At 31.0% G+C, this 26430-nt stretch carries 25 protein-coding genes; 10 read left to right on the forward strand and 15 right to left on the reverse strand.

Annotation, left to right across the window (positions count from 1 at the left end):
* Position 1 precedes the first annotated feature (1 nt).
* From GOQ20_RS04320 to GOQ20_RS04365, 10 genes are all read right to left on the reverse strand, one after another.
* Positions 2-406 carry a preprotein translocase subunit YajC gene (locus GOQ20_RS04320; protein WP_167845552.1) on the reverse strand — a complete coding sequence of 135 codons (405 nt, stop codon included), beginning with the start codon at positions 404-406 and terminating at the stop codon, positions 2-4.
* A gap of 27 nt (positions 407-433) precedes the next feature.
* Positions 434-844: a hypothetical protein gene (locus GOQ20_RS04325; protein ID WP_167845553.1), complete on the reverse strand. Its 411-nt coding sequence runs from the start codon at positions 842-844 to the stop codon at positions 434-436.
* A 4-nt stretch (positions 845-848) separates the two neighbouring features.
* The gene (locus GOQ20_RS04330) at positions 849-1721 is read right to left on the reverse strand and encodes a PTS system mannose/fructose/sorbose family transporter subunit IID (RefSeq protein ID WP_129620116.1); all 873 of its coding nucleotides are present in this window, start codon (positions 1719-1721) and stop codon (positions 849-851) included.
* The gene (locus GOQ20_RS04335; RefSeq protein WP_233091220.1) at positions 1711-2619 is read right to left on the reverse strand and encodes a PTS sugar transporter subunit IIC; all 909 of its coding nucleotides are present in this window, start codon (positions 2617-2619) and stop codon (positions 1711-1713) included. The genes GOQ20_RS04330 and GOQ20_RS04335 overlap by 11 nt, the downstream gene beginning before the upstream one ends.
* 51 nt (positions 2620-2670) lie before the next feature.
* Positions 2671-3153, reverse strand: a complete 483-nt coding sequence (locus GOQ20_RS04340) for a PTS sugar transporter subunit IIB (RefSeq protein WP_167845554.1) — start codon at positions 3151-3153, stop codon at positions 2671-2673.
* A 9-nt stretch (positions 3154-3162) separates the two neighbouring features.
* Positions 3163-4395 (reverse strand): glycoside hydrolase family 88 protein, encoded by a 1233-nt coding sequence (locus GOQ20_RS04345; protein WP_167845555.1) that lies wholly within the window; start codon positions 4393-4395, stop codon positions 3163-3165.
* On the reverse strand, positions 4395-5225 hold the full coding sequence (gene kduI, locus GOQ20_RS04350) for a 5-dehydro-4-deoxy-D-glucuronate isomerase (protein WP_167845556.1): 831 nt from the start codon (positions 5223-5225) through the stop codon (positions 4395-4397). The genes GOQ20_RS04345 and kduI overlap by 1 nt, the downstream gene beginning before the upstream one ends.
* A 3-nt stretch (positions 5226-5228) precedes the next feature.
* Positions 5229-5705: a hypothetical protein gene (locus tag GOQ20_RS04355; protein WP_167845557.1), complete on the reverse strand. Its 477-nt coding sequence runs from the start codon at positions 5703-5705 to the stop codon at positions 5229-5231.
* A gap of 148 nt (positions 5706-5853) precedes the next feature.
* A complete protein-coding gene (locus GOQ20_RS04360) occupies positions 5854-6705 on the reverse strand; it encodes a MurR/RpiR family transcriptional regulator (RefSeq protein ID WP_167845558.1) in 852 nt (283 codons plus the stop codon).
* A gap of 91 nt (positions 6706-6796) precedes the next feature.
* Complete coding sequence (locus tag GOQ20_RS04365; protein WP_167845559.1) at positions 6797-8098, reverse strand: glucose-6-phosphate isomerase; 1302 nt, start codon at positions 8096-8098, stop codon at positions 6797-6799.
* Positions 8099-8493: 395 nt separating this feature from the next.
* Here GOQ20_RS04365 and GOQ20_RS04370 point away from each other — a divergent pair, with 395 nt between their 5' ends.
* The 9 genes from GOQ20_RS04370 to atpC are packed head-to-tail and all read left to right on the forward strand — an operon-like array spanning position 8494 to position 15438.
* Positions 8494-8949 carry a hypothetical protein gene (locus GOQ20_RS04370; protein WP_129620124.1) on the forward strand — a complete coding sequence of 152 codons (456 nt, stop codon included), beginning with the start codon at positions 8494-8496 and terminating at the stop codon, positions 8947-8949.
* A 12-nt stretch (positions 8950-8961) separates the two neighbouring features.
* The gene (locus GOQ20_RS04375; RefSeq protein WP_167845560.1) at positions 8962-9729 is read left to right on the forward strand and encodes a F0F1 ATP synthase subunit A; all 768 of its coding nucleotides are present in this window, start codon (positions 8962-8964) and stop codon (positions 9727-9729) included.
* Positions 9730-9753: 24 nt separating this feature from the next.
* Positions 9754-10059 (forward strand): ATP synthase F0 subunit C, encoded by a 306-nt coding sequence (atpE, locus tag GOQ20_RS04380; RefSeq protein WP_187468890.1) that lies wholly within the window; start codon positions 9754-9756, stop codon positions 10057-10059.
* A 2-nt stretch (positions 10060-10061) separates the two neighbouring features.
* Positions 10062-10634, forward strand: coding sequence for a F0F1 ATP synthase subunit B (atpF, locus tag GOQ20_RS04385; RefSeq protein WP_167845561.1), 573 nt, complete (start codon positions 10062-10064; stop codon positions 10632-10634).
* Positions 10634-11182 carry an ATP synthase F1 subunit delta gene (gene atpH, locus GOQ20_RS04390; protein ID WP_167845562.1) on the forward strand — a complete coding sequence of 183 codons (549 nt, stop codon included), beginning with the start codon at positions 10634-10636 and terminating at the stop codon, positions 11180-11182. The genes atpF and atpH overlap by 1 nt, the downstream gene beginning before the upstream one ends.
* Before the next feature lie 3 nt (positions 11183-11185).
* Positions 11186-12769, forward strand: a complete 1584-nt coding sequence (atpA, locus tag GOQ20_RS04395) for a F0F1 ATP synthase subunit alpha (protein ID WP_167845563.1) — start codon at positions 11186-11188, stop codon at positions 12767-12769.
* On the forward strand, positions 12769-13614 hold the full coding sequence (atpG, locus tag GOQ20_RS04400) for an ATP synthase F1 subunit gamma (protein WP_167845564.1): 846 nt from the start codon (positions 12769-12771) through the stop codon (positions 13612-13614). Before atpA ends, atpG begins: the two co-directional genes overlap by 1 nt.
* Positions 13615-13628: 14 nt before the next feature.
* On the forward strand, positions 13629-15029 hold the full coding sequence (gene atpD / locus GOQ20_RS04405) for a F0F1 ATP synthase subunit beta (RefSeq protein WP_167845565.1): 1401 nt from the start codon (positions 13629-13631) through the stop codon (positions 15027-15029).
* The gene (gene atpC / locus GOQ20_RS04410) at positions 15022-15438 is read left to right on the forward strand and encodes an ATP synthase F1 subunit epsilon (RefSeq protein WP_167845566.1); all 417 of its coding nucleotides are present in this window, start codon (positions 15022-15024) and stop codon (positions 15436-15438) included. Before atpD ends, atpC begins: the two co-directional genes overlap by 8 nt.
* Positions 15439-15812: 374 nt before the next feature.
* On the opposite strand, the gene rpmE is transcribed toward atpC, so the two are convergent.
* From rpmE to GOQ20_RS04435, 5 genes are all read right to left on the reverse strand, one after another.
* Positions 15813-16022: a 50S ribosomal protein L31 gene (gene rpmE / locus GOQ20_RS04415; protein ID WP_129620132.1), complete on the reverse strand. Its 210-nt coding sequence runs from the start codon at positions 16020-16022 to the stop codon at positions 15813-15815.
* 19 nt (positions 16023-16041) lie between these two features.
* Complete coding sequence (rpsD, locus tag GOQ20_RS04420; protein WP_129620133.1) at positions 16042-16641, reverse strand: 30S ribosomal protein S4; 600 nt, start codon at positions 16639-16641, stop codon at positions 16042-16044.
* A 755-nt stretch (positions 16642-17396) separates the two neighbouring features.
* A complete protein-coding gene (locus GOQ20_RS04425) occupies positions 17397-18575 on the reverse strand; it encodes an IS30 family transposase (protein ID WP_167845067.1) in 1179 nt (392 codons plus the stop codon).
* Between the two features lie 132 nt (positions 18576-18707).
* Complete coding sequence (locus GOQ20_RS04430; protein ID WP_167845567.1) at positions 18708-19793, reverse strand: M42 family metallopeptidase; 1086 nt, start codon at positions 19791-19793, stop codon at positions 18708-18710.
* A 63-nt stretch (positions 19794-19856) separates the two neighbouring features.
* Positions 19857-21293, reverse strand: coding sequence for a glycoside hydrolase family 1 protein (locus GOQ20_RS04435; protein WP_167845568.1), 1437 nt, complete (start codon positions 21291-21293; stop codon positions 19857-19859).
* 175 nt (positions 21294-21468) lie between these two features.
* Between GOQ20_RS04435 and GOQ20_RS04440 the strand changes: the two genes are divergently transcribed.
* The gene (locus GOQ20_RS04440; protein WP_167845569.1) at positions 21469-26367 is read left to right on the forward strand and encodes a lipase family protein; all 4899 of its coding nucleotides are present in this window, start codon (positions 21469-21471) and stop codon (positions 26365-26367) included.
* Positions 26368-26430 lie beyond the last annotated feature (63 nt).

The following is a 26430-nucleotide window of genomic DNA, read 5'->3' on the forward strand; positions in this document are numbered from 1 at the left end:
TTTATTTACCTTTCTTATTAGCATGAACTTCTTGTGCAATTTTTTCATTAAAGTAACCAATGATGTAATTACGGTTTACTTTCACAACTGTTTTATCTGCGATTTTAATGAAATAAATTTGTCCTTGTTTTTCTGTAACTTCCCCAAAAATACCTGATGCAAGTAAAACTTCGTCTCCAGGTTTGATTTTTTTAAGTAAAGCTAATTTGGTTTCTTCATCTTTTTCCATTTTTTTCTTTCTAAGAATCGGAAAGACGAATAATTGACAAATTACAAATGCAAGAAATAAGAAGGCAAAAATTCCACCAAGCACAAAAAAGGCAATTAATAAAGGTGAATAAGTTCCTCCTGTATTAGTTGCTGCGCTAGCAGCTTGAGTTGCTTGTTCAAAAAATGCGTGTGTCATGCTAATTTACTCCTATATGTTTATTGACTAATTGAAGATGTTTTGCATTGAGAAACGGTTTAAATTTTCAAATTTTTCTTTGCAGTATGAAACCATTTCGTTGTGGTCTGCAGCACCAATAATTCTTGCTTTAAATGTAATATCTAACATCAATGCTGGTGAAAGACCTGCATAAACAAGAACGTTGTTTCCTGATTTTTTAGCAAGAAGATCCACAATTGTTACGTGTGGGCTTCCACCCGGAAGATCACAGAAAACAATTGTAGGTTCTCCTTTTGCAAAGTATGCTTCAAGTTCTGTACGAACTTTTTCAATTGGGTTTTCATTGCTGATGTGGAATGTTTCAATTCCTTCTTCAAATCCACCAACAAATTCTAAGAATGACTTAGTTCCTTCTGGATATTTTGAATGTCCTAAAATTAAAATATTGTATGTCATGTGATTATGCTCCTAAAATTCCGAATACACCACATGTCAATCCAACTAAAATTGTAACGATAATAACTTTATATGGTGTTCATTTGTATTTTGTTACTGCCATGTAAATGAAGATAACTCATGCTCCTGAAGCAAGGTAAGGCATAATGTTGTTGAAAATTTCTCTAACTGAAACTGTTTTAATTTCAAATCCCTGTGATCCAGCATCAAGTCTTTGAGCAAATTCAAGAGCTGGGTTAACTTTTGTAAGTCTTACTGCAAGGGCAACAATAATAGCAACCCCGATCATTGAAGAAATACGGATAATTGTTTGCATTTGTGTAGCAAGTTTTGAAATAACTTTTTCCCCAAGTTTGTACCCTAAAATACCAAGTGAAAGTCTAACTGTAATTAAAATTGCGTTCATCCCTAAAAGAAAAACAATAGGTCCAAGAATTTCTCCAGTTTGAGCAAATCCAATTGCAATAATAGAAATAAGTGGGAAAATAGCAAATTGTGTAAGTGAATCACCAATACCAGCAAGAGGCCCCATAAGAGACATTTTGATGGTTCTAGCATCATCAAGTGATTGTCCTGATGCAAGAAGTGATAAGTGAACTGATGTAATAAGAGTAATTGTTTGTGAGTTTGAGTTAAAGAACTCTAAGTTAGCAATAACTGCTTTTTTAAGGTTTTCACCTTTTCCATAAATTCTTTTAAGGGCTGGGTAAATAACGTTTGCATATCCAATACCTTGGAAGTTTGCATAGTTAAATCCGTTTTGAAGTAAATATGAACGAAGTGAAATTCAAATAAATAATCAAATAGATAATTTTTTGCTTGAATCAAGTGTGTTATCAGCTTGAATTTGAACAAATTCTTTGTTATTAGATTCCATCTTCATACTCTCCTTCCGCGTTTTGTTTATTTGAATGTACTTGCACAGGAGCTGCTGCTTGCGCTTTTAATTTATCTAAGTCTAAAATCTTTGTAAGTGACATGATAATAAGAACAAATGCTGAAACTGCAATAGCAAGTCCTAAGATTGAGAATTGTGTTTTTGTAGCAACTGCAATAGCTTCAAAAACAAGTGTTAAGAAGTACCCAAGTAAAGCAAATCCAAGGTATTCTTTTTTAAGCATAACTTTAAGAATAAGAGCAAATCCAAGGGCTGGAAGCATTCCTCCGGCTACTCTAAATCCTGTTCTTAATCAATCTGGTAAGTTGTTTGCAACACCAGATAAGAAGTTGGCACTAAATCCAACAACTGTACCAAAGGAGAATGTTACAACCATTAACACGATAAGTGTTAAGTTTGAGTATAAGCTAAATAATCTGAATTTTCCTTTTTCAACAGCTTTTGTAGCTAATTGACTCATTGGTGACATAGCTGTGAAAAGAAGTGTAATTAAAAGTTGCATTAAGATTCCAACTGGAACACTATATCCAATGAAAACCCCTGCATCTGTAATAGTCATAAGTTGCATTCTTCCATCAATAATTGGTTGAGCTGAAAGAGCAACAACTGGTGCGAAAATTCCGGGAGCAATTGGATCTGGTGGTCTAACCCCTCCTTGAGAAATTCCGAACCCAAGTCAAACTGTTTGACCTGCAGCACCAACAACAATAGCGTTTGCTAATGCACCAGGTGTACCACTTAAAATAACACCAATACCAGTTGCATAAATAATAGGTGTTGCTGTATAGTTACCTAAAAGAGTACCAGTAACAGCAATTGCCGCTCATAAACCAATAAATAAAGCCTGAGCTGGAGTTATTTCGATTAAATTTTGCATATTGGCAATCCTTTCTATAAAGTTAATAAATAATAAATTATGGAATTAAAATTAATCTTCAATTAATTTTGCGGTTTCAACTAAACCTTTTGTAACTCCTGGAAGACTTTGTGTGTTAAATAAAACACCCATTTCTACCATTTCTTTAATCATTCTTCTTTCATCGGCACTTAAGTTAACAGATGAAGTAATTTTTTTACGATCTTCACGTGTATGTGTGTTTCCAATGTTAATTTCTTTAATTGGTAAACCTGCTTTAACAAGTTTGTACATACTTTCGATATCTTTAGCAACTAAATAGAATTTTTGTCATTCAGATGCTTTTGGTCAAATTTCTACTAATTTATCAAGAGCGTAGAAACTAATTCTAACTCCTTGAGGAACTGTAGTTTTCATTAAATCTTGTTGTAATTGGTTTGTTGATGCTTCATCATTAGCAATGATAACTGAGTTTGCACCATTAACTTGCATTCATAATGATGCTTGCCCATGCATAAGTCTTTCATCAACTCTTGCGTGAATAATTTCTGCCATTTTTAACTCCTATCAGTATGGATCTCATTCTTTGTATAAACGCATTAACGCTTCTAAGTAGTAGTAATCTCCTCAGATGTTTCCTTCATCAACACCTTTACCTGAATGTCATGAATAAACTCCGTGGAAAAGAACTGGACTACCTGGTTTTGTTTCTAAATTAGCATAATTTGTAGCTAATGAATAAACAATTGATTTTGCAATATCTACGTAAAGTTTTTTAGTAGCTTCATCATCAATGTGTTTTGCCATCTCTAAAAGACCACAAGCAGCAATTGCACTTGCTGATGAATCTCTTGAGTGAGTATCGTCATTATTGAAGATTAAATCTCAATAAGCAACATTATCTTTACCTTGGTTGTTTAAGAATTGGTTAACAACTTTTTGGTGAATTTTGAATGTATCTTTATCAAGTCTTGGATCATTTTTAGCATATTTAACTGTAAGTGGAATTCCATATACACCTCATGCTTGACCTCTTGCTCAACAAGAATCATCTGAGTATCCTTGACGTGTTTTACCATAAAGTGGTTTATTTGTATCTGGATCATAGTAGAAAGTGTGGAAAGTAGTTCCATCTTCTCTAATTACTGTATGAAGTGATGTATTAAAGTGATTAATAGCCATTTCATAAAGTTTTTTATCTTCTTCTTCACCATTTTGAGCAGCTCAATGTAAAAGAGGAATATTTAAAAGACAGTCAATAATTAAACGGTAGTTTTCTTTAACTCCCATTGCACCTCAAGCTTTAATGAACTTAGCTTCTTCAATATAACGAGAAGCAAGGTGTCTTGCAGCAAGAAGAGCAGCTTCTTTAGCTTTTAAATCTCCTGTTAATTTGTAGTAAGCTACACATGAAAGTGAGTAAAGGAATCCCATATCATGGTGATCTACTTCGATTTTGTTAACAATTCTATCGTAGTATGAATCAATGTGTTTTTTTACTAATTCTAAATATTTTGGATTTTGTGAATACTCGTAAGCAAGAGCAACCATTCCTGTTCAAAAGCCATCTGTTCATTCGATGTTATCCATTTTTTTGTAGATATTATCAAATGTATTTGGACTTTGGAAGCTATCTCCAAAATATTCCATATTAAGATCAATTTGTTTTAAAGCTTTTTCGATTGCGTTTTCTAAGAAAGCTTTATCAACTTTTGATGCATCTTTAGCTAAGTATTCTGGATTTAAGATTTTCTCGTTGTTATTTACAAGGTTGTTTACAATCTTTTGCTCAGACATTATTTTAAATCCTTTGTTGCAACACCTTGCATATCTGTATAATCAAGGTTTTCGCCACCCATAGCTCAAATAAAGCTGTAGTTTCTTGTTCCAACACCTGAGTGAATTGACCATGGAGCTGAAATTACGAAATCATTATTTTTAACAACTAAATGACGAGTTTCTTGTGGTTGCCCCATCATGTGGAATACTCTTTGTTCTTCTTCTAAATCAAAGTAAAGATAACATTCTGTTCTTCTTTCGTGTGTATGGCAAGGCATTGTGTTTCACATATTATTTGGTTCAAGAAGTGTCATTCCCATTAAAAGTGAATTTGTTTGACATACATTTGGGTGGAAGAATTGGTAAATTACCCGTTTGTTGCTTTCTGCATCGCTACCTAAATTAATTGCTCTAGCATTTGCAATATCAACTTTTGTAACTGGATATTTAATAAGCCCTTGTGTTGAAAAACCGTAAAAAAGAGCTGGATTTGAAGGATCAACTGATTTAACTGAAATTTTTTCAGTTCCTACTGGAAGGTATAATCCATCTTTGTTTTTAAGTGTTTCAGAATTACCATCATATTCAATAATTCCTTCTCCACCAATATTGATAATTCCACATTCTCTTCTTTGTAAGAAGAATGCAGCACCGATTTGGCTATCAATTTTTACATCAAGTGTTTTGTTTACTGGTTTAGCACCAAAAACAACTACACGATCGTAATGTAAGTAGTTCACTTTAAGTTCATCACTTACAAATAAATCCTCAATTAAAAAGTTTTCTCTTAATTTTGAAGTATCAAATCCTTTAACTTCTTCTTGAGATCTTGCGTAAAAAGTTTTCATCTATTATTTACCTCTTGAAAAGATTTTTAGAAATTTTTTGTTATTTTTTTGATTTGCTTTTGCAGCATCATTGATAGTATTAACTAATGTTTCTTTTTTACTTGGCTCAATAAATTGGAATGTATAAACAAGAATTAAAACAATTGCTAATCCTCCACCGATGAATCCAAGTAATGTCATTGATGATACCGAAGCTGTTAAGATAAGTGGTAAAGAAATGTATGCATAAAGTCTTTTACCTGTTTTAGATCTAGCAAATTCTCATCCGATTCATCCAATAGCAAGTGTTGCTACTGCAAGTCATTCGATTGATCTTGTTAAATCTGGAACTAAAATATCTAAAATGCTTCCGATATTTTTACCATCGTTATTTTTATCACCAAATTGTCCTGTGTATCCAAAGAAGATACCAATTAACACTATTGAAAGAAAAATAAAAATAACCATATTTAAATATTTTTTAATTTTTTCTGGTGTCATTCTAACCTCCTGTAAATAATTTTATTTTTTTATTGCTCTTAGGGGAATTTTTATAATAATTTATTCATTAAAATAATAAAAAACACAGAAAAAATATTCTGTGTTTAGCTTTTTTAAATGATTGTATGAATATTTTATTCTAAGCATTTTAAGAAATGATTTTTCATAAATTTTTAGAAATGTTAATGTTTTCATATTGATGGTCATTTTTGTTTAAAAGATAGAAAAGCACAATGTCAAGAATCATAAATTGTGCGATTTTGTCAGTGATTTCAAAATCCACTACTCTATTTTTAAAAGTGTTGTAAATAACCGGATTAATTCGATCGTTGCTTTTGAAATTGTAGTTTTGGTTTTTGCTAATTAAAGAAAACTTAATTTTGTTTTCATCAAGGATTTTAGCCACCTTAACACAATCTAAATTAGTGAATTTTTGGGAAATAATTAAAAAGTGATAACCATTACGCACTGCAGTTGGGTAAAAATCAACAAAGTCATGAAGTGAGTTAAAAGCAATAGCTTCAATTCCACTTTTTGATAATTGACGCGCAAAATATTTACCAGTTTCAAAAGAAGAGCCAATTCCGAAAACCACAAGTTTTTTGTGCGAATTAATTAAATTAATTAAAGAATTAAGGTGACTATCATCAATTGAAGAAAAAACTATTTTAACTAAGTTTATGTACTGTTCGAAAACATTGCGCTTAACATCTTCAAGTTCTACAACAGTATGAAGATTAAGTTCGGGTGTAATTAAATATTTTTCCAAATGCTTAGCAACATGAATTTGAAGCATTTTAAAACTATTAAAGCCTACCTTTTTAGTAAATCTACTAAGAGAAGTTTGAGTGATAAAAATTCTTTCACAAATTTCATTTTGAGTAAGTCTTACAAATTCGTCTGGGTTAGATTCGATGTAGTTAAGAATATAGTTGTCAATATCCCCTAAATTTTTTCTATCATCGTCTTTTAAAAAATCAAAAACTTTAACTTGTAACATACTATATTTATTATAAATGTTTCTCTCAAAAGTTGAAACATTTTACACTTGTGTAAAAAAGCTCTAAAACGATGTTTAGAGCCTAATTTTTTTATTTTTTACCTAAAAGTGAGAACATATTTTTCTTATAAACTTCAACCCCTGGTTGGTTAAATGGATTAACTCCAAGAAGGTAAGCACTCATTGTTAATGCTCTTTCGAAGAAGATAAATAATGCTCCAAGTGTTTCTTCATTAAAGCTATCAAAAAGAATGTGAATGTTTGGAACTTTTCCAACTTCTGTATGAGCTTTCATTGTAGCTTCAAAAGCAACATTATTAACTGTATGTAAGTTATTTTCGTCTAAATAACCAAGTTTGTCATAGTCAAATTCATCAGCTTGGAATTCAATATTTACAGTTGGGTTTTTAAGTGTTAAAACAGTTTCAAAAAGAATTTTTGAACCATCTTGCACCATTTGTCCAAGTGAATGTAAATCAGTTGAGAAAATTGCGCTTGTTGGTCAAATTCCTTTTCCATCTTTACCTTCAGATTCAGCAAAAAGTTGTTTTCATCATTCAGCAAAGTATTGCAGTTTTGATTCATAGCTAACAAGCATTTCGATTTTGAAACCTTCTTTATCATAAAGATGGTTTCTTACAGCTGCATATTCATAAGCTGGGTTATTATTTAAAAGTGGACTAGATAATTCTTCGTTTGTAATTCTAGCTCCTTCTAAAACTTTATCAACGTTAATTCCGGCACAAATAAATGGGAAAAGTCCAACAGCTGTAAGTACTGAAAAACGCCCACCAACATCATCAGGAACTACGAATTTTGTGTAACCTTTTTTAGTTGCTAGTTCAAAAAGCACACCTTTTGATTTATCAGTTGTAGCTGCAATTAAATCATTTGCATCACCTTTTTCATTTTTTTCAAGTAAGTTTCTAAACTCTCTAAAAGCAATTGAAGGTTCTAAAGTTGTACCTGATTTAGAAATTACGTTAATAGCAAATTTTTTATCTTTTACATAGTTTAATTTAGCAACAAGCTCTTCTGAAGAGATGCTATTTCCAGCAAAAACAAGTTCCATTCTTGGTTTTTTAAGTGAATATGGTCCGTAAATGTAGTCATATCCAGTTTTAGCTCCTAAATATGAACCACCAATTCCAATTACCACAACAACTTCTACACCTTGTTCTTCTCATTGGTCAGCTTTTGCTTTCATTGCTTCAAGTTCAGCTCTATCGTATGAATTTGGTAAATCATATCATCCAAGTCAATCTTTTTCAGCAACATTTTTGCTTAATACATCATTATGAATTTTTGTAACTTTATCTTGAAGATAAGCAACATCACTTAATCCATTTTTTAATGCAGGTTTAGTATTAAGTTCTAAATATTTTAATGCCATTAAAAAACTCCTTATTTTTATATAAAAATTTAAATTTAATTATTGTTTATTTATTATAGTTTAAAATATTTTTTTTCAAAATTACGAAGATATTGTAAAAAATATTTTGACTCCTTAAAAACAGCAATAAAAGGCATTTTGTCAAAAGAAGTTTTTCCACATTTTCACAAATTGATCCTTTTTTTCAAAACTAGAAGGGTTATTATTTTAATTTTAAGCAAATTTATTTATAAGCTGCCTTGAATAGAAAATTTTACTAACTTTAATTAAAATCCAAATCGCTAAGTAAAATAGGGAAATAATTACTTTTTTAACTATTGTAAAAAACAATAATTTTTTTATGTTTTCCAACTAAAAGTAATAAAATAAGAAAAGCAAAACAAAGGAAAAATGATATGGTAAAAAGTAATATTTATAAGCGAGTAGAAAGAACTTTTTTTATTCTGTTTACAGCAATATTATTACTTTTTATTTTTATATCTTTTTTTATTAAAGATGGCTATTCATATTTCCTTGGTTATGCGATAGGAGCATTATCAGTTTTCTTAACATATAAAGTAAACTTTATGGTTTCTTTTTTTATTTTTATTAGACCTAAAAAAAGCGCATTCTTTTTTGGATTTTTAAAATTCCTTCTAGTGCTATTATGATGAGCTATTATTACGATTGCTATTGTTCAAATAGACCTAGATTTTCACGCTTATTTAAAAAGAGAAGCTGATAATTCACTTTGATATACACTAGCTCCAATTAACATTTTTACTTATGTTTTTGGTGCTAGTATGATATTTATCTCTATTATGGTTGCTCATATTTTTGAAGCAATCAAAATTAAGAAAATGAAAAAATAGGAAGGAGGTATCATGAACGAAATGATGGATAAGATTTGACAATGAAATCAGCCGCAACTTTTTTCACTGTTTGTGACCGTGATTATTATCATAATAATTTCGCTTGTGGCTTATTATAAAGTGTCAAAAGTTAAACCACATGAAGCACCTAAAGGAATTGCTTTTGTTGCTGAAGCTTACGTTTCTGGAATTGACAATAACTTAAATGATGTTTTTGAAGGAAAATTAAGTAAAAGTAAACCTTATTTATTTGTTTTAGCAACCTTTTTAGTGATTGGAAATATGCTTGTTGTTTTTGGTCTTGAACCAATTGCTTCTTCATATTCAATTCCATTTATCCTTGCAATTTCTAGTTGATTAGGAATTTTTGTTATCGGTGGAATTTACCAAAAAATTAGATATTTAAAGAAATATCTTAATCCGCTTGAAATTCCAGGTGCTTTCTCACCGCTTATTTCTCTTTCACTTCGTTTATATGGAAATATTGTTGGTGGTGGAGTAATTATGTTCCTTATTTACACCATTTTTGGTTATGCATGAACTTCAATTTCACCAAATCACCAATGATACTTTTTCTCAGTTATTTTTACACCTATTTTTCATATTTATTTTGACTTATTCGATACGTTGTTACAATGTTATATTTTTACCCTTTTAACTTCGATTTATTGACTTAGCGAAGTAAGCGAGGGTGAAGAAGAAAAAGGATCAGAAACAAAAGGTGTAAAAAACTTTTTAAGTAAACTCAAACTAAAAAGAAAAACAAATGCTATTTATTAATCATTTACATTTTGGAGGTTAATTATGATTGAAACAGTTACAAAATTATTTGAAGATGCACCAAATGCAGTACAACAAGCTGCTACTAGCTCAGATTCATCATTAAAAGTTGGTCTTGTTGCTATTGGTGCTGGACTTGCAGCAATTGGTTGTTTAGGAACAGGTATTGGACAAGGTTTTGCTGCTGGTAAAGCAGCTGAAGCTGTTGGGAGAAACCCAGAAGCTGTAAGTAAAATCCGTACAATGCTTATTCTTGGTGATGGTATTGCTGAAACAGCCGCAATCTATGCTTTTGTTATCGCTATTTTAATTCTTTTCGTGCTTAAATAATAATGACAACATTAGTTACAAAATTATTTGCTGTTGATACCCCTAAATCAGCAACTGAGGGGCTTCAAGAAAAATTCAGCACTTTATTCCCAAGTATTCCATTAATGCTTGCTACAATTATTGCTTTTGCAATTTGTTTTGGTTTTCTCTTTTTCTTTTTATATCGTCCAGTAAGAAAAATGATTGCCAAACGTCAACAATTTATTCAAAAAAATATTGATGATGCAATTAGTTATAAGCAAGAAAGTTTGGATAAACTTAATTTAGCTAATGACAATTTGAAAAACTCACACAAGCAATCAGATATGATCATTAATAATGCTAAAATTAAAGCGGAAAAAGTTATCGATCGCTATACTAAAAAAGCAAAAGATGATGCACGTAGATTAATTGAAGAAACCAATTTAGACATTCAGGCTCAACAAAGAGAATTTGACAAAAATTCTAAAAAATACATTACCGAAGTGGCTGTAGAGCTTGCTAACAAAATTCTTAAACGTGAAATTTCAAAATCTACACAAAAAGAAATTATTGATGAATTCTTAAAAGATAACAGTCCAATTGAGGATATTTAATGTACGTTAAAGCTAACCCTAATGGGTATGCACTAGCTCTTTTTGAACTTGTTAAAGAGCAAAAAAACTTTGAAGAAATTCATCAACAAATGAAAACACTTCGTGAAATTATTGATAAAAATCCTGAACTTATTTTGTATTGAAAAAATGCAAATATCTCACTTAAAGATAAATGAAGTTTAGTTGATGAAATTTTGCAAGGATTTGACAAACTCATTATTAATACTTGCAAGGTTATTATTGAACGTAGAGCTTCATTTATGATGAAAAAAATTGTTACTCACTACTTGAAACTTTCAAATGAGGTGCTTAACATTCTCTTTGCTAAAGTTATCACAGCTTTTGAACTTGATGAAGCAACAATTGAAAAAATTAAAAATAAACTAGAAAATCAAACTAATAAAAAAATTGAAATTCTCACTGAAATTAATCCAGATTTAATTTCAGGGTTTCAAATTGTTTTTGATACTGAGTTGTATCAAAGAAACTACAAAAATGACTTATTAAACTTAAAAAATCAAATTATCAATGATGAAAGGGGGAGATAAAATATGGCCAATCGTTTAGATGATATTTCAGCAATTATTAAAGAACGTATTCGTCACTTAGATGAAAGAGTGCATCATACCGAAATTGGAAAAGTTATTTCAATTGGTGATGGAATTGCGCTTGTAAGTGGGCTTGAAAAAGTCCAAAATGGTGAAATTGTTATTTTCGATAATGATATCTACGGACTTGCTATTAACCTTGAAGAAGAAGCAGTTGGGATTGCTCTTTTTGGTAATGCTAATGATGTTTCTGAAGGTGATACAGTTAAAAGAAGTGGTGAAGTTATTTCGGTTGAAGTAGGTGATGCCCTTCTTGGTAGAGTTGTTGATTCGCTTGGAAATCCAATTGATGGTAAAGGTGTAATTAAAGCGTCTGAAAAAAGTCAAATCTTCAAGGTTGCTTCTGGTGTAATGAGCCGTAAGGAAGTTAATCAACCACTTGAAACAGGAATTATTGCCATTGACTCAATGATTCCGATTGGAAAAGGACAAAGGGAACTTATTATTGGTGACCGTCAAACAGGTAAAACAGCTATTGCAATTGATACAATTATTAACCAAAAAGGTAAGGGTGTAAATTGTGTCTACGTTGCAATTGGACAAAAAAACTCTACAGTTGCTCAAATTGTGCAAAAACTTGCTGATACAGGAGCTTTAGAATATACTACAGTTGTTGTTTCAGGCGCTAGTGAACTTGCTCCTCAACAATACATCGCTCCTTATACCGGAGTTACTATTGCTGAGTTTTGAATGAAACAAGGAAAAGACGTGCTTATTGTGTATGATGATCTTTCTAAGCATGCTATTGCTTACCGTACACTTTCACTTCTTCTTAGACGTCCACCAGGTCGTGAAGCTTACCCAGGAGATGTTTTCTATCTTCACTCACAATTACTTGAGCGTGCAGCTCGTTTAAACCAAAAATATGGAGGTGGGTCAATCACTGCCCTTCCAATTATTGAAACTCTTCAAGGTGATATTTCAGCTTATATCCCTACAAACGTTATCTCGATTACTGATGGTCAAATTTTCACCCGTGAAAATTTATTCAACTCAGGACAAAGACCTGCAGTTGATGTTGGTTTCTCAGTTAGTCGGGTAGGGTCAGCAGCTCAAACTAAAGCTATGAAAAGTGTAGTTGGTTCATTAAAATTAGAACTTGCTCAATATAATGAAATGCTTGCTTTTGCTCAATTCGGTTCGGATTTAGATGATTCAACTAAAACTATCTTAAATCACGGGGCAAAAGTTTATGAACTTCTTAAACAAGAACAATATTTCCCAATTTCACAAGTTGTGCAAATTATGCTTCTTTTAGGGGTTAAAGAAAGAATTATTAACCCTTTACCAAAAGAATACATGCATGAATATCGTTACCGTGTAATGTCATTTATTAATTCAACTCCTGAAGGTAAACTTATTGAATCAGAAATTACAGATACTGGAGTAATTAGTGAAGCAAATTACAAATTAATGGAAGCAACATTGGTTGATATTGTCACCGAAATTATTGCAACTATTCCAAATTACGATCCAAAAATGTATAAAGCTTTTCCATCAAAATACTTAAAAAATAAGGCTAATTAATGTCAAATTTAAATGCTTTAAAAAATAGAATTGCAGTAGTAACTAACACTAAAAAAATCACTAATGCAATGCAATTAGTGGCTGCTTCAAAACTTAGAAGAGCTAGAGAACAAGCTGAAAAAGTTAAATCATACCAAGATATTCTTGAACTTACCTTTCACGATTTAATTACAAACATTTCTCCTAATGATTTTAAAAGTGTCTTCCCTTCAAATGATGAAGTAGAAAATTCACTTTATATTGTAATTACTAGTGATTTAGGGCTTTGTGGTTCATATAACTCAAACATTGTGCACTTAATTGAAAACAAAATTAAACCAAATGATAAATTAATTGTTTTAGGAACCAAAGGTTTAGGGATGTTATCTGAGAAATTCAAAAACAACATCGTGGATCATTACACCAACTATGGAGATACAGTTCCATACAAAATTGGTGACAAAATTACCAAGCTTGCTTTAAAGCTTTATCACGAAAAACAAATTAGAAACATAAATCTTGTTTATACAAAATTTATTAACAATATCTCGCAAGAAGCGGAAGTGAAAAAGATTTTTCCTTTCGATATTAGCAATGATTCAAGATATGTAAGTTATGTGGAATTTGAACCTAATCCTGAAACCATTTTAAAAAACTCAATTCCGCTTTATATTGCAAGTATGATTTATACCTTAGGAACAGCTTCAAAAGTTTCTGAACTTGCAGCTCGTAGAAATGCTATGGAAAATGCTACAGATAATGCTGAAGATCTAATTCAAGCTCTTTCACTTGAATTTAACAGAAGTAGACAAAGCATTATTACACAAGAAATTAACGAAATTGTATCTGGAGCAGATGCAACATAAAATAGGAGGTAAAAATGCATAAAAATGTTGGAACAATAGTTCAAATTTTAGGTCCTGTTGTCGATGTTCGTTTTACCGATGGCAAACTTCCAAAATTGCTTAATGCCATTATTTGTGAAAAAGATGGTGAAAAATTTACATTTGAAGTTGCTCAACACATTGGAGATGATACAGTTAGAACAATCTCAATGGTTTCAACTAATGGTTTATATCGTGGCCTTAATGCTTATGATACAGGAGCTCCAATTTCAGTACCAGTAGGGAATGAAATTTTAGGACGTATGTTTGACGTTTTAGGTAACCCAATTGATGAAATGCCTATGGATCCAAACGTGCAAAAAGCTTCAATTCACGCACCTAGCCCTTCATATGAAGAACAAAAAACATCATCTGAAATTTTAGAAACTGGAATCAAAGTTATTGATCTTTTAATTCCTTATGCAAAAGGTGGAAAAATTGGTCTTTTTGGTGGAGCTGGAGTTGGTAAAACTGTTTTAGTTCAAGAGTTAATTAACAACATTGCAACACAACATAATGGACTTTCAGTTTTTGCCGGAGTTGGTGAAAGAACTCGTGAAGGAAACGATTTATACTACGAAATGAAAGCAGCTGGTGTTTTAGATAAAACAGCGCTTGTGTTTGGTCAAATGAACGAACCTCCCGGGGCACGTATGAGAGTTGCTTTAACTGGTTTAACAATGGCTGAATACTTCAGAGATAAACAAAACCAAGATGTGCTTCTTTTCATCGATAACATCTTCAGATTTACCCAAGCTGGTAGTGAGGTTTCTGCTCTTTTAGGTAGAATGCCTTCAGCTGTTGGTTACCAACCAACACTTGCTACCGAAATGGGTGCGCTTCAAGAAAGAATCACTTCAACTAAGAGAGGTTCAATTACTTCAGTGCAAGCTGTTTATGTGCCTGCTGACGATTTAACTGACCCAGCACCTGCTACAACTTTCACTCACCTTGATGCTAAAACTGTTTTAGACCGTGGAATTGCTGCGCTTGGGATTTATCCTGCCATTGACCCACTTGAATCTTCATCAAGATTACTTGATCCACTTGTAGTTGGGCAAGAGCACTATAATGTTGCTCAAGAAGTAGTTGGAATCTTACAAAGATTTAAAGAGCTTCAAGATATTATTGCTATTTTAGGGATGGGTGAATTATCAGAAGAAGATAAGAAAATCGTTGCTCGGGCACGTAGAATTAGAAACTTTCTTTCACAACCATTTACAGTTGCTGAAAAATTCTCAGGAATTAAAGGTTCATATGTTAAATTAAGTGATACTATTAGAAGTTTCAAAGAAATTTTAAGTGGTGAATACGACCATTTACCTGAAGATATCTTCAGATATGCAGGAAGCATTGACGAAGTTAAAGAAAGAGCTAAAAAATTAGAAAATGTCTAAAGTTTATCTTAACATCACAACACCTACTGGAATTTTCTATGTAGGAAAAGTGGATATTGTAACTTTAAAAACTGCTGAAGGTTATATTGGTCTTCAGTCACACCGAAGCCCTTTCTTTAGTAATGTGGAAATTGGAAACCTTATTATCGGTCACGAAAATGATAAAGACTCAATTAAATGTATCATTGGTGGCGGATTAGTGTATGCCGATTCGACCAAAATCAACATCATCACAGATGATATTATTAATGTTAATGACATTGATTTATCACGTGCAGAAGCAGATAGAGATAAATACATTAAACAAATCGAAGAAAGCAAACAAAAAGATATGAGCACTGCCAAACTTGAGCTTAAACTTAAAAAAGCTTTAGGTAGAATTGATGCTTATAATACATATCATAAATAATAATTAATTACCATTCCTTGTATCATAAGGAATGGTTTTTGTTTTGCTTTTTAGGCCGCTAAGGCGCTTTACCCTGTGTGCAAGGCCTAAAAAGCAGTTATATAACCTTTCCCACTTAGTAACATTAAATTTGCAAGGTGACAAACAAAAACCAAGCTTAGAATCTAAGCTTGGATTTTTACCTTTATTTATTTCTTAATGCGAGAAAAGAGTATCATTAATGCTAAAATCAAGCAAATGACAACCATTATGCATACTGCAAGTATTAAAACCATTTTCCCTTCCTTTCTCACTGATAAGCATATACCAATAATTTTAAACAAAAAAACCTTAGAGAGAAGCCTCTAAGGTTAAAAATTTAAATAAATTTTAAATTATTGAGCTTTTTTAGCAAGACGTTTGTTAAATGCATCAATTCTTCCTGTTGCTTTAACTTGTGTTCTGTTTCCTGTGTAAACTGGGTGGCAACCTGAACATACGTCAACTGCGAATGATGATTTTGTAGATTTAAAGTTAAAAGCTTTATCACATGTAGAGCATTTTACACTAACTTCAACGTATTTTGGGTGGATATCTTTTTTCATAAATATATCTCCTTTTTAACTATTTTGAGTAGAACTCAACAACTAATGCATCTTTAATTTCTGGATGCAATTCGTTTCTTTCTGGTAAACGATCTAATGTTACTTTGAAGTCTTTTCTTGTAAGTCATGCTGAAGCAGCTTTAGCTTCCATTGAATCAAGAATTTGTTGATTTTTTTGTGATTTTTCTTTTAATTCTACTACATCATTTACACTAACAACCATTGAAGGAATGTTAGCTTTTTTACCGTTTAATGTAAAGTGACCGTGGTTTACTAATTGACGAGCTTGTCTTCTTGTAGAAGCAAATCCAGCACGGTATACTAAGTTGTCTAAACGAACTTCTAATAATTGAAGTAAGTTTGTACCTGTAACACCTTTGATTTTAATAGCTTTTTGGAAAGTTTTAACAAGTTGTTTTTCACTAACTCCGTAAAGGTGTTTAACTTTTTGTTTTTCGTATAAGTGTAATCCGTAATCTGAAAGTTTTACTCTTTTGTTTCCGTGTTGTCCAGGTGCATAAGTTCTTTTTCTACCTTTTGCAAATTCTTTTCCTGTTTCAAGAATTGAAAAACCTAAACGACGTGATTTTTTAAATACAGGACCTGTATATCTTGACATGTTTTTCCTCTTTTCTGCATAAAGAGAGGGTTTATTTCTAGCTAGATAAATTTAATTTAATGCTTTCAATTTAGCAGCAAATTTACTTACAAAATTTAACATATTAAATTTACTTACCAACCATAATAAACTGCTGTTATTTATGCTTATTTATTTTATCAAATCTTGCGCTTTAGCAAAATAAAAAAAGATAAAAGAATTTTATTTAAAAATTGGAAAAGTGACGCGCAAGTTAAGTGTCAAAAAAATAACAATGCTTTTTTAATGTTTAAATTATAAAAAAATTAGAGCTAAAAATGAATAAATACTGACAAAGGTAAAATCAAAATTGCAAGCCCTTGTGGCTTGTTTTCTTATAAATTTTGAAGTTCTTTTGCTTCTTTTCTCCGAAAGAAAAGAAGGCCTGTGCGGCAGCGCAATCTTTGAATCTGTAACAAAAGATAGACATAGAACAATACAGCGATAAACTGACATTACACATCAAATGGGCTTCAACCACAAAAATCTAGTTTAGCGCTTAAATACCAAGCTTTCTTTTATTGCTATTAATTTGAATTTTGAAGTTCTTTTGCTTCTTTTCTCCGAAAGAAAAGAAGAGAAGGCCGCGTGCCAACGCAATTAATGTATTTGTAACAAAAGACTGTCATTACAAGACTATTCTTATTTAAACTGATATTTACACAAAAAATAGTTTTTCTTCACATAAATTTGGTTTAGGTCATCATTCTTGAACTTAGCATTTATTGATATTAATTTTAATTTTCTATTGCTAATATTCTTTTGTATTCATCGATTTGTTCTTTGATTCAAAACACGTATTCTTGTGTGAGTGAATTGAAACTTTTACCCTTCGGAATAAATCTTCTAATGTATCTATGAGCATTTTCAATTGAACCTTTTTGATACGAAGCATAAGGTTTACATTTAAATAACTTTTTCTTACCTACCACTTTATGAAGAAGTGTGTTTTCACTACCGTTATCTACTGTTAAGGTTTTTATTTCGAGATTGTATTTTCTTATTAACATCCTTAATGCTTTGTTAATTGATTTTGCATCTCTTTTTGTTAAAGCAATGTATAACTCTCTAGTTTTACGATCTAAAAGTGTGAAAAGAACAAACTTATCTTCTCTTTTACCAACTACTGTATCAGCTTCAAAATGACCTTTTTCTAATCTTAAATTTGCTTCTTTAGGTCTATATTTTACGTCTCTAGCGTGTATCAATGACCTTTTACCTTGCTTTAATGTAGTTTTTGTATAACCACCTCTTGATAAATATAAAAGCGGGTCAAAAGAAAGTTTTATTCTTTGTTGCTTTAGAGCTTTGTAAACTGTGCTAAATGTAGGACAAAAAGCATTTTGATTTGTTTGTTTAAACGAGTTAATCATAAACTTAACAGACATTTTACATTTAATGTTTTTAGAGTTTTTGCTTGCTTTTTTTCTTAATTCTTTAGTTACATCGTTTCAATATTTCTTAAAGTGACTTCACTTATTTTTTTGTGATTCTGACACTATCATTAACCTTTTGGTTTTATAACTAAGCAAATGATTTGATAGTTTTCTGAACGAGAGAAATTTAGTTATAAAAATTTTAGATCCGCAAATTTTGCAAATAACTTTATTTTTTAGGCTTTTATGATAGTCATTTTTTTCAATCATTATTTCCATTTTTTGCTTAACCGTTCTAGATTGATAACCAAAATATTTCGCCGCTTTTGATACTGAATTCAACAATAGAACTTTCAAAATAATTTCCCACATTAAGAGTATAGATATTTGTTTATCTCTAAGCAACCTTTTAGACGAAACATTTGAGTGAAGACGTTTTATCTCATCATCAGATTCTTTGATGATGAAGTGACGGAAGTTTTCAGCATTATTTTTTACACAAATAATATTTTGTTTAGATAAATCTATTAATTTTTTCATATAATAAAAATGTGTCCTTTCTATTTAGCATTATTATTTTACACAATGGACACAAAAAAGTCACACGCATTAAATTTGCGTGTGACTTTTCTAATTTATAAAAAGAATTTTATTCTTTTATCCCTATATTTATTATTTATAACTTAATTTATCGTGCTCTTCTGGACTATATGATTTAATAAATTCTGTCATTAAATCAACTGTAGCTTGAATATCTACAAGTGATGCAAGTCCGATTGGACTGTGAAGATATCTTTGTGGAATTGAGATAGTCATAACGGCTGCTCCACCGCATCCGTATTGAAGTTCAGCAGCATCTGTACCACCACCTTCAGCTACATATTTGTAAGCAGGAATGTCTTTAGCTTTAGCTACATTCATTACATAATTAATTAATTTCGGATCAGGTAATGTTCCACCATCTTTAACAAGGATGCTTACACCTTTTCCAAGCACTGGTGTTCCAGGAATACATCCTGTTGTATCATGAGCAGCTCCTGTATCAACTGCAAAAGCAACATCAGGATTAATGATGCTTACAGATGTTTTAGCACCTCTAGTCCCAACTTCTTCTTGAACTGTTCCAACTAAATAAACATCACAATCAAGTTCTAAATCAGCAATGTTATTTGCAATAGCTTCAAGCGCTGTAACTCCAGCACGGTTATCCATCGATTTACCACCAATGATGTTATTTGCAAATTCAATTGTTTCACCAGCAATGTAAATTGGATCTCCAATTGCAATTCCAGCTTTTGTAACTTCTTCATCACTTGTAAATCCTAAGTCAACAAAAAGTTCTTTAGCTTCAATTGCTTTAGTGAATTTTTCTCTTTCTAAAATGTGAATTGAAGTGTGTCCAAAAACTCCAACAAATCTTTTTCCTTCAGATTGAGTTACCACAGTTGCTTTAGTACCAATTACAACATTTGGTCATACTCCACCAACTGTAGTTACCATAATGTTCCCATTTTTTTGGATGCTTCTAACCATGTATCCAACTTCATCCATGTGAGCTGCTAACATAACTTTTGGAGCATTTTCTCTTTTTGATTTTTTGAAGAAAATAACTGAGCCAAGAGCATCTCTTGAAATTTCAAAACCACTTTTGATTGATTTTTTAAGCTCATTCACAATTGGTTCTTCAAAACGAGAAATAGCTTCAATGTTCATGTAAACATTAAGTCTTTCTGCTAATTTTGAGTATTTTTTATCCATAAATAAACCTCTTTAATAAATATTGTTTTTAATTAATTCAATTTTATAGAAATATTTAGAAAATTAACTATTTTCAATTAAATCTTTGTATCAATAGAATGACTTTTTAGGGTAACGCGCAAAATCACCAGTTCCATCATCATGACGATCGACATAGATAAACCCATATCTTTTTGCAAATTGACCAGTTGTAGCTGAAACTAAGTCAATGCACCCTCACATTGTGTACCCAAAAAGATCAACTCCATCATTAATTGCTGCTTCCATCGCTTTAACATGCTCTGCAAGGTAAGCAATCCGGTAATCGTCTTCAATTGTGTTATCTTCGTTTTTAACATCAATAGCTCCAAGTCCATTTTCTGAGACAAAAAGCGGAATTTGGTATCTAGTATAAAGCTCATTTAATGTGTATCTAAGTCCATCTGGATCAATTTGTCAACCTCAATCACTTGATTTTAAATAAGGGTTTTTAAGTCCAAATTCAAAGTTTCCACCTTTAGATTTTTCAGCACTTCCAGCTACATCTTCCACACTAGTTGAATAGTAACTAAAAGTGAAATAATCAACTGTTCCGTGTTTTAAAAGCTCAAGGTCTTGCTCAGTAATATCAAGGCTAATTCCATTATCTTTTCAGTATTTTTTAGCAAAATATGGATATTCACCTCTTACAAGCACATCAGCTGCATAATAAATTCGATGATTCATTTTTTCTTGAGCAGCAAGCACATTTGCTGGGTTGCAATTATAAGGGTATTTAGTAGACATTAAAAGCATGCAACCAATTTTAAAATTTGGATATTCCTCATGAGCAATTTTTGTAGCAATGGCACTAGCAACAAATTGATGGTGAAGTGCTTGTAATTTAGTTTCCAGATCCACATTTCACTCATTCATTGAAATTCCGTTAGCATTTTTATCAATGATTCCTAGTGATAAAAATGCTCCAAGTGGGTGAAGAAGTGGCATATTAATTTCGTTAAATGTAATTCAATATTTAACTTTATCTTTGTATCTTTCAAAGATTACTCTCACATAGTTTTCAAAAAACTTAATTGTTTCTCTGCTTTTGAATCCATCATATTTAAGCGCTAAATTAAGTGGAAGTTCATAGTGTGAAATAGTTACAATAGGTTCAATATTGTACTTAATTAACTCATCAAGTAAAGAATCGTAGAACTTTAAACCTTCTTCGTTTGGCACTTTATCATCACCATTTGGGAAGATTCTACTTCATGCAATTGAGAAACGATAACATTTAAAACCCATTTTTGCAAAAAGCGCAATATCTTCTTTATAAAACTGATAATGCTTAACTGCATCTGCATTTGGATAAAAAGCATTTTCATCGCGGATATAAGTTACTCTTCTTGGTCTATCCACATCACCACCAGTAAGAGCATCTGTTACTGATAAACCTTTTCCTCCTTGGTTATAAAAACCTTCAAGTTGATTAGCAGCAGTAGCTCCACCTCAAAGGAAATTCTTTGGAAATTTACTCATTTTTCTTGCTCCTTAAATTAAATTCATTGTTATTAAAATTTTAAATTATTTTGGTTTTTAAAGCTAATAAATTGTGCTTTTCCCATACTTATTAGGTACAAAATAACCTTCAATATTTGGTATAATTTAAATTAAAATAAGGGAATAAAAAATAATCAAATTTTAAAGGGGATTTATGGTCAAAAAAATTAAAAAAGGATTTTTTGCTTTAGCATTAGCCTTGCCACTTTTTGCATTAATTTCAGCAGCTAAAACAATTAATTTTCCTAGCACAAATACACAAAAGTTAACTTCAGAGACAGCTCAGAAAATTGCAAACGGAACTATTAAATTGGAAGGTGGATTTTATGATTCACTTCTTTTAAATCAACCAATTTTAGATCCAGAAGCAGATGATGATGGAGACGGTATTAAAAACAAAGATGAAATCTTTACATATTTTAGAGATGGAACTGAGTATTACGGCTTAAATTCGCACCCCCGTATGCAAGATACAGACGGAGATGGAATTATCGATTCTCAAGACCAAAATAAACTTGAATGAGATCTTTCTCCTCGTGATATGCTCTTTTTCCAAGAATTAGCTTACCGTGAAACAAAAACCATCTTTAGTATGTTTAATGATGATAATTTTCTTGATTTTAAAAATGATGTTCAAGCTACTTTAAATTTAGCAGAGCCTGGCAAGTATTCTAATGAAAAATATATGCTAAATTCATATGTAAATATGCAATATGAGCTTGCTCGTTTTTGAAAACCTGTTTATATTTATGATGGGCCAAACGGGTATAATGCAATTTGATTTACAAACCAAAGTGATTTCCCTTGATTAAAAAACCAAACCTTAAATGTTCTTGCTATTAGAGGTACAAAAGGTGGAGGTGATTTAGGTGCTGATGGAAAAATTTTCTTCGGTACGCGCCCTGCACAATTATATGAAAATGTAAATCAAGCTTCTTGATATTGACAATCATGAAATTTAAGAAACCCTAAAAATGTTAAGAATTTTAAACCTGAAAACTTTAATACAAAACAACTTGATTGATTAAATACACAAAATGTTGTGAAATTCGCTGTAACCGGGCACTCTCTTGGGGGATATTTAGCTAACGGTTTAGCTGGATATTTAAAAATAAACAAAAAAGATGGTGCTAAAAGTACAAACTTTTTAGGATCATGAACTTTTAATGCTCCAAAAAACAAAGATTCAGAATTTGAAAAAGCGATAAATGAGTGAATTGATGCAAAAATGTCCCACAATTATCGAACTGAAGGTGACTCAATGGGTACTTGAGTTGGATGATTCAAAAATGTGGAAGTTGTAGGACCTGGTGGACACAGCAATGCTGAGTTTTTCAAAAAAGACATAGTTGCTAAGAAATTTACAAATGGAATTAGAAAAGCTGCTGAAGTTGTAGAAAATCCGCAACCACAACTTTTAAACCTTGCTTCTACTAACAAAATTCTAAATGTTAGATACATCAAAAGATTTAGTGGCAATGTTGTTGCTGAATTTGCGAATGTATTTACTAACCAAAAAAGGTTTGCAGATAAAATAAAAAAAGGTTTACCAGCTGGATATAGCTTTGTTTATCCAGATCGAATAAACAATCTTAGCTTAGATTCTCATGATGTTGAAATTAATTTAGATTATCACAATCTTATTTACAATTTCAAGTTAAATGGAAAGATTATTAACACCCAACAATTTGGAATAAATGTTGAAAATGTAGAAGCTCCTGTACCTACAATCCCTACAAATAGCAATATTCGGAAAAAATATGTTCTTAAAAACCTTGAATCAATTCCAGTAGTAACTGATTTTACAAAATCAGCAACTTTTAACATTGACTTAGAAGAAGTAGATAACAAAGCAGATACAACAATAAACTTTATTGATAGTGCAACGGGGCAAAAACTTGAAACTACCATCACAAAAAATACTTATTTAGATGAAAACATTACTTTTGATTCTCAGTGATTAAATGGTGATTATAAATTAACAAATCCAAACACTACAATTACTGTAGGACAAGTAAATAATATTGAAGTAACTCCTATAAATTTCATTCAAAACTTTAACTACTTTTTAAATGGAAAAGTTGTTGATAGAAAAACACATGCTTCTTTAAAATCGCAAGCATTAACTACTCCAGAATTACCAAAAAATCCTAATTTACATAAAGGATATCGAATTACTTCAAACACAATTACAAACCAAACAGAAGAAGCACAAAGTTGAGATGTTGTTCTTGAAGAATTTGAACTTCCAAAAGTTAATACAACATTTAACTTTACATACAATTCTGAAATTATTTCAACCCAAGTTATTAATGATTGAAGTGATGTTTTAATTACAAAAGATAGATTAGTTATTCCAACTCACTACCTTGCTAACTCTTTAGAAGCTAATTATGAAGCAAATAACACCTACACTATTGAACTTTCAAAAGAACAATACACATTAACATATAAATTTATGTTTGGTGATTCTTTAGTTAAAAGTGTAGATATTGTAGTCCCTTATAACGAAGAATACACTCTTCCTTCAGTTCCTACTTCTAATTCTAATGACTTTGAATATAGCCTTGTAAACGCGTTAGAAAAAGTGCGAAATGTGGATCGAAGCCAAACAATAACTGTACAATTACAAAAAGATACAGTAACTACCGTAATTAATTTTGTTTACAAAAATGAAACAATCGAAACAGCACAAATTGTAAAAGCTCCTAGCTACACAGTTACAATGAGCGATGTACATTTACCACAAGGGTATATGCTTGAAAATCCAGGTCAAACAAATATTACAACTGGAAGTGAAAATAATATTGAAGTTAACTTAATCAATAGAACAAGCACATTCACATTAAAAGAAGGTGATGAAGTTATTTCTACTACTAAGGTAACAAAGCGTTTTGATCGAAAAATTTCTGCTAGTGAAATTGATATTCCAAATGGATTTGTCTTAGAAAATACAAACCAAGATTTTACCCCTGGTGAAAATTACGATCTAAGCTTAATTAGAAATAAATATACTTTAACATACAATTTCATTTATCAAAATCAAGTTATTAAAACAGAAACAATAACTGTGCCTTATCATAAAGATTATGTTGTGCCTACTATTCCTAATTCAAATAGTGATGATTTTGTCTTTGAAGCCCAAAATTCAAGCAATTTAGAAAAAATTGCACTTGTTGAAAGAGATGAAACAATCAATGTTGATCTTGTTAAAAAACAAACAAATACAGTAATTAAATACTATGATACAAACCATCTTTTAATCAAAACTCAAACTATTACAAAATCTCCACTTTATGTAGTAACTCAAAATGATTTAGTTCTACCTAAAAATTACATTTTGAATTCTCAGGTTAATATCACAACTGGTCAAGTAAATGAAATTACCTTAAATAAAGAAAAACTTAGAAGTTTAATTAAGTACTTCTATAAAGGTTTTGAGCTTGCTAACCAATTAGTTGTTAAAGATTTTGATGCCTTTATTCATGAATCTGATTTAATCTTGCCAACTGGTTATGTTTTAGCAAACAAAAACCATTTATCCCTTAAAAATGGGGTTGAACATACAATTGAACTTGAAAGACAATCATTTACAGTTACTTATTCATTCTACGATCAAGAAGAAAAAGTTGGAATCGAAACTATTAATGTACTTTATGATGAAAGCTATGCTTTACCACCAATTCCGACTTCAAAAAACCCAGATTATGACTATGTACTTCATAGTGATTATAAAGCTGTTAAACATGTCACTGAAAATCTACACTTTGATGTTCAATTAGTAAGAGCGGTAATTAACACAACTGTAAATTATTACTTTAATAACACCTTAATTAGCACTCAAACATTCACAAAAGCTCCTTCACATGAAATTACTATCTCTGATTTAACTGTTCCTAGTGGATACGCTCTTGTAAATAAAAAAGCTGTTATTCAAAAAGGTGATGTCAATGATTTACAATTAACCGATAATGTTATTCAAACCAAGTTCATTTTTATAAATAACAATCAAGAAATTGATTCAATTACAATTTCGCAATCTGATAATTCAGTAATTGAATTAGGTGAAATTACTTTACCAAAAGGTTATAGAGTATCTAGCAGCGCTTCTAAACGCGAATTTACTCCAGGAAGCACTTACAAAGTTGAAGTTGAGAAAAAGACTTTCGAAGTAGTGTATAAATTCGTTTTTGAAAACAATGTTGTTGCTAAAGAAATTGTTTCTGTTCCTTACTTAGAGTCAGTTCCAAGTGTTGAAATTCCTGATTCAGGAACTAACTCTTTTAAATATAAACTTCAAGGTAGCTGACCAAGTGTTAACAGCGTAGAAGATGATCAAGAAGTTGTAATTAATTTAGTTAAAGATCAAGTAACTACAAAAATTAATTACTTCTATGAAGGTCAAAAAATTAGTAGCCAAAACTTTATTTCATATTCAGGATATCCAATTAATAAAAATGACTTATTAATTCCAATTTATTTTGAGCTTGAAAATGAAAATGTAATGCTTCAAACAGGAACTGAAAATAATTTAGTTTTAGTTCCTCAAAAAATTAAAACAACCTTTGTTTTTAGAGATAAAAATCAAGATGTTGCTACTCAAGTAGTTCTTATTCCTTTTAACGGAGAAATCTCAATTCAAGACATTAACATTCCTAATGGATATGTTCTTAATCAAGAAACTCCTACTACTTTTGCTCCTAGCGAAGAATATGTATTAGAAGTTTCTAAAAAACAATTTACCCTAAAATATCGCTTTATTTTCAATAATAAAATTATCCAAGAAAATGATGTTCAGGTTCTTTATCATGAAAGCTACCAAGTTCCTACTTTTAAAGAAACTGGAAACCTTGTAGCTCCAAAAAACATCACAGTTATTGAAAATGTTGAAAATGACCAAGTGATTGATGTTGTTTTACAAGACAAAAATGAGCTTGATAATAAAGGTTATTCAATGGCTAGATGAAAAGTGTTTTTAATCACTATTTCAGCCCTTATAGCCCCAATTGGAGCGATCTTCTTAGCTCTTAAATTCATTTTCAAAATATGATAAAACTTGCTAATTTTAGGCAAATAAAAACACCGTTACCAAAATAGGTAATGGTGTTTTTGTATA

This window comes from Mycoplasmopsis gallinacea (assembly GCF_012220205.1).
In the GTDB taxonomy this organism is placed as follows: Bacteria; Bacillota_I; Bacilli_A; order Mycoplasmatales; family Metamycoplasmataceae; genus Mycoplasmopsis; species Mycoplasmopsis gallinacea_A.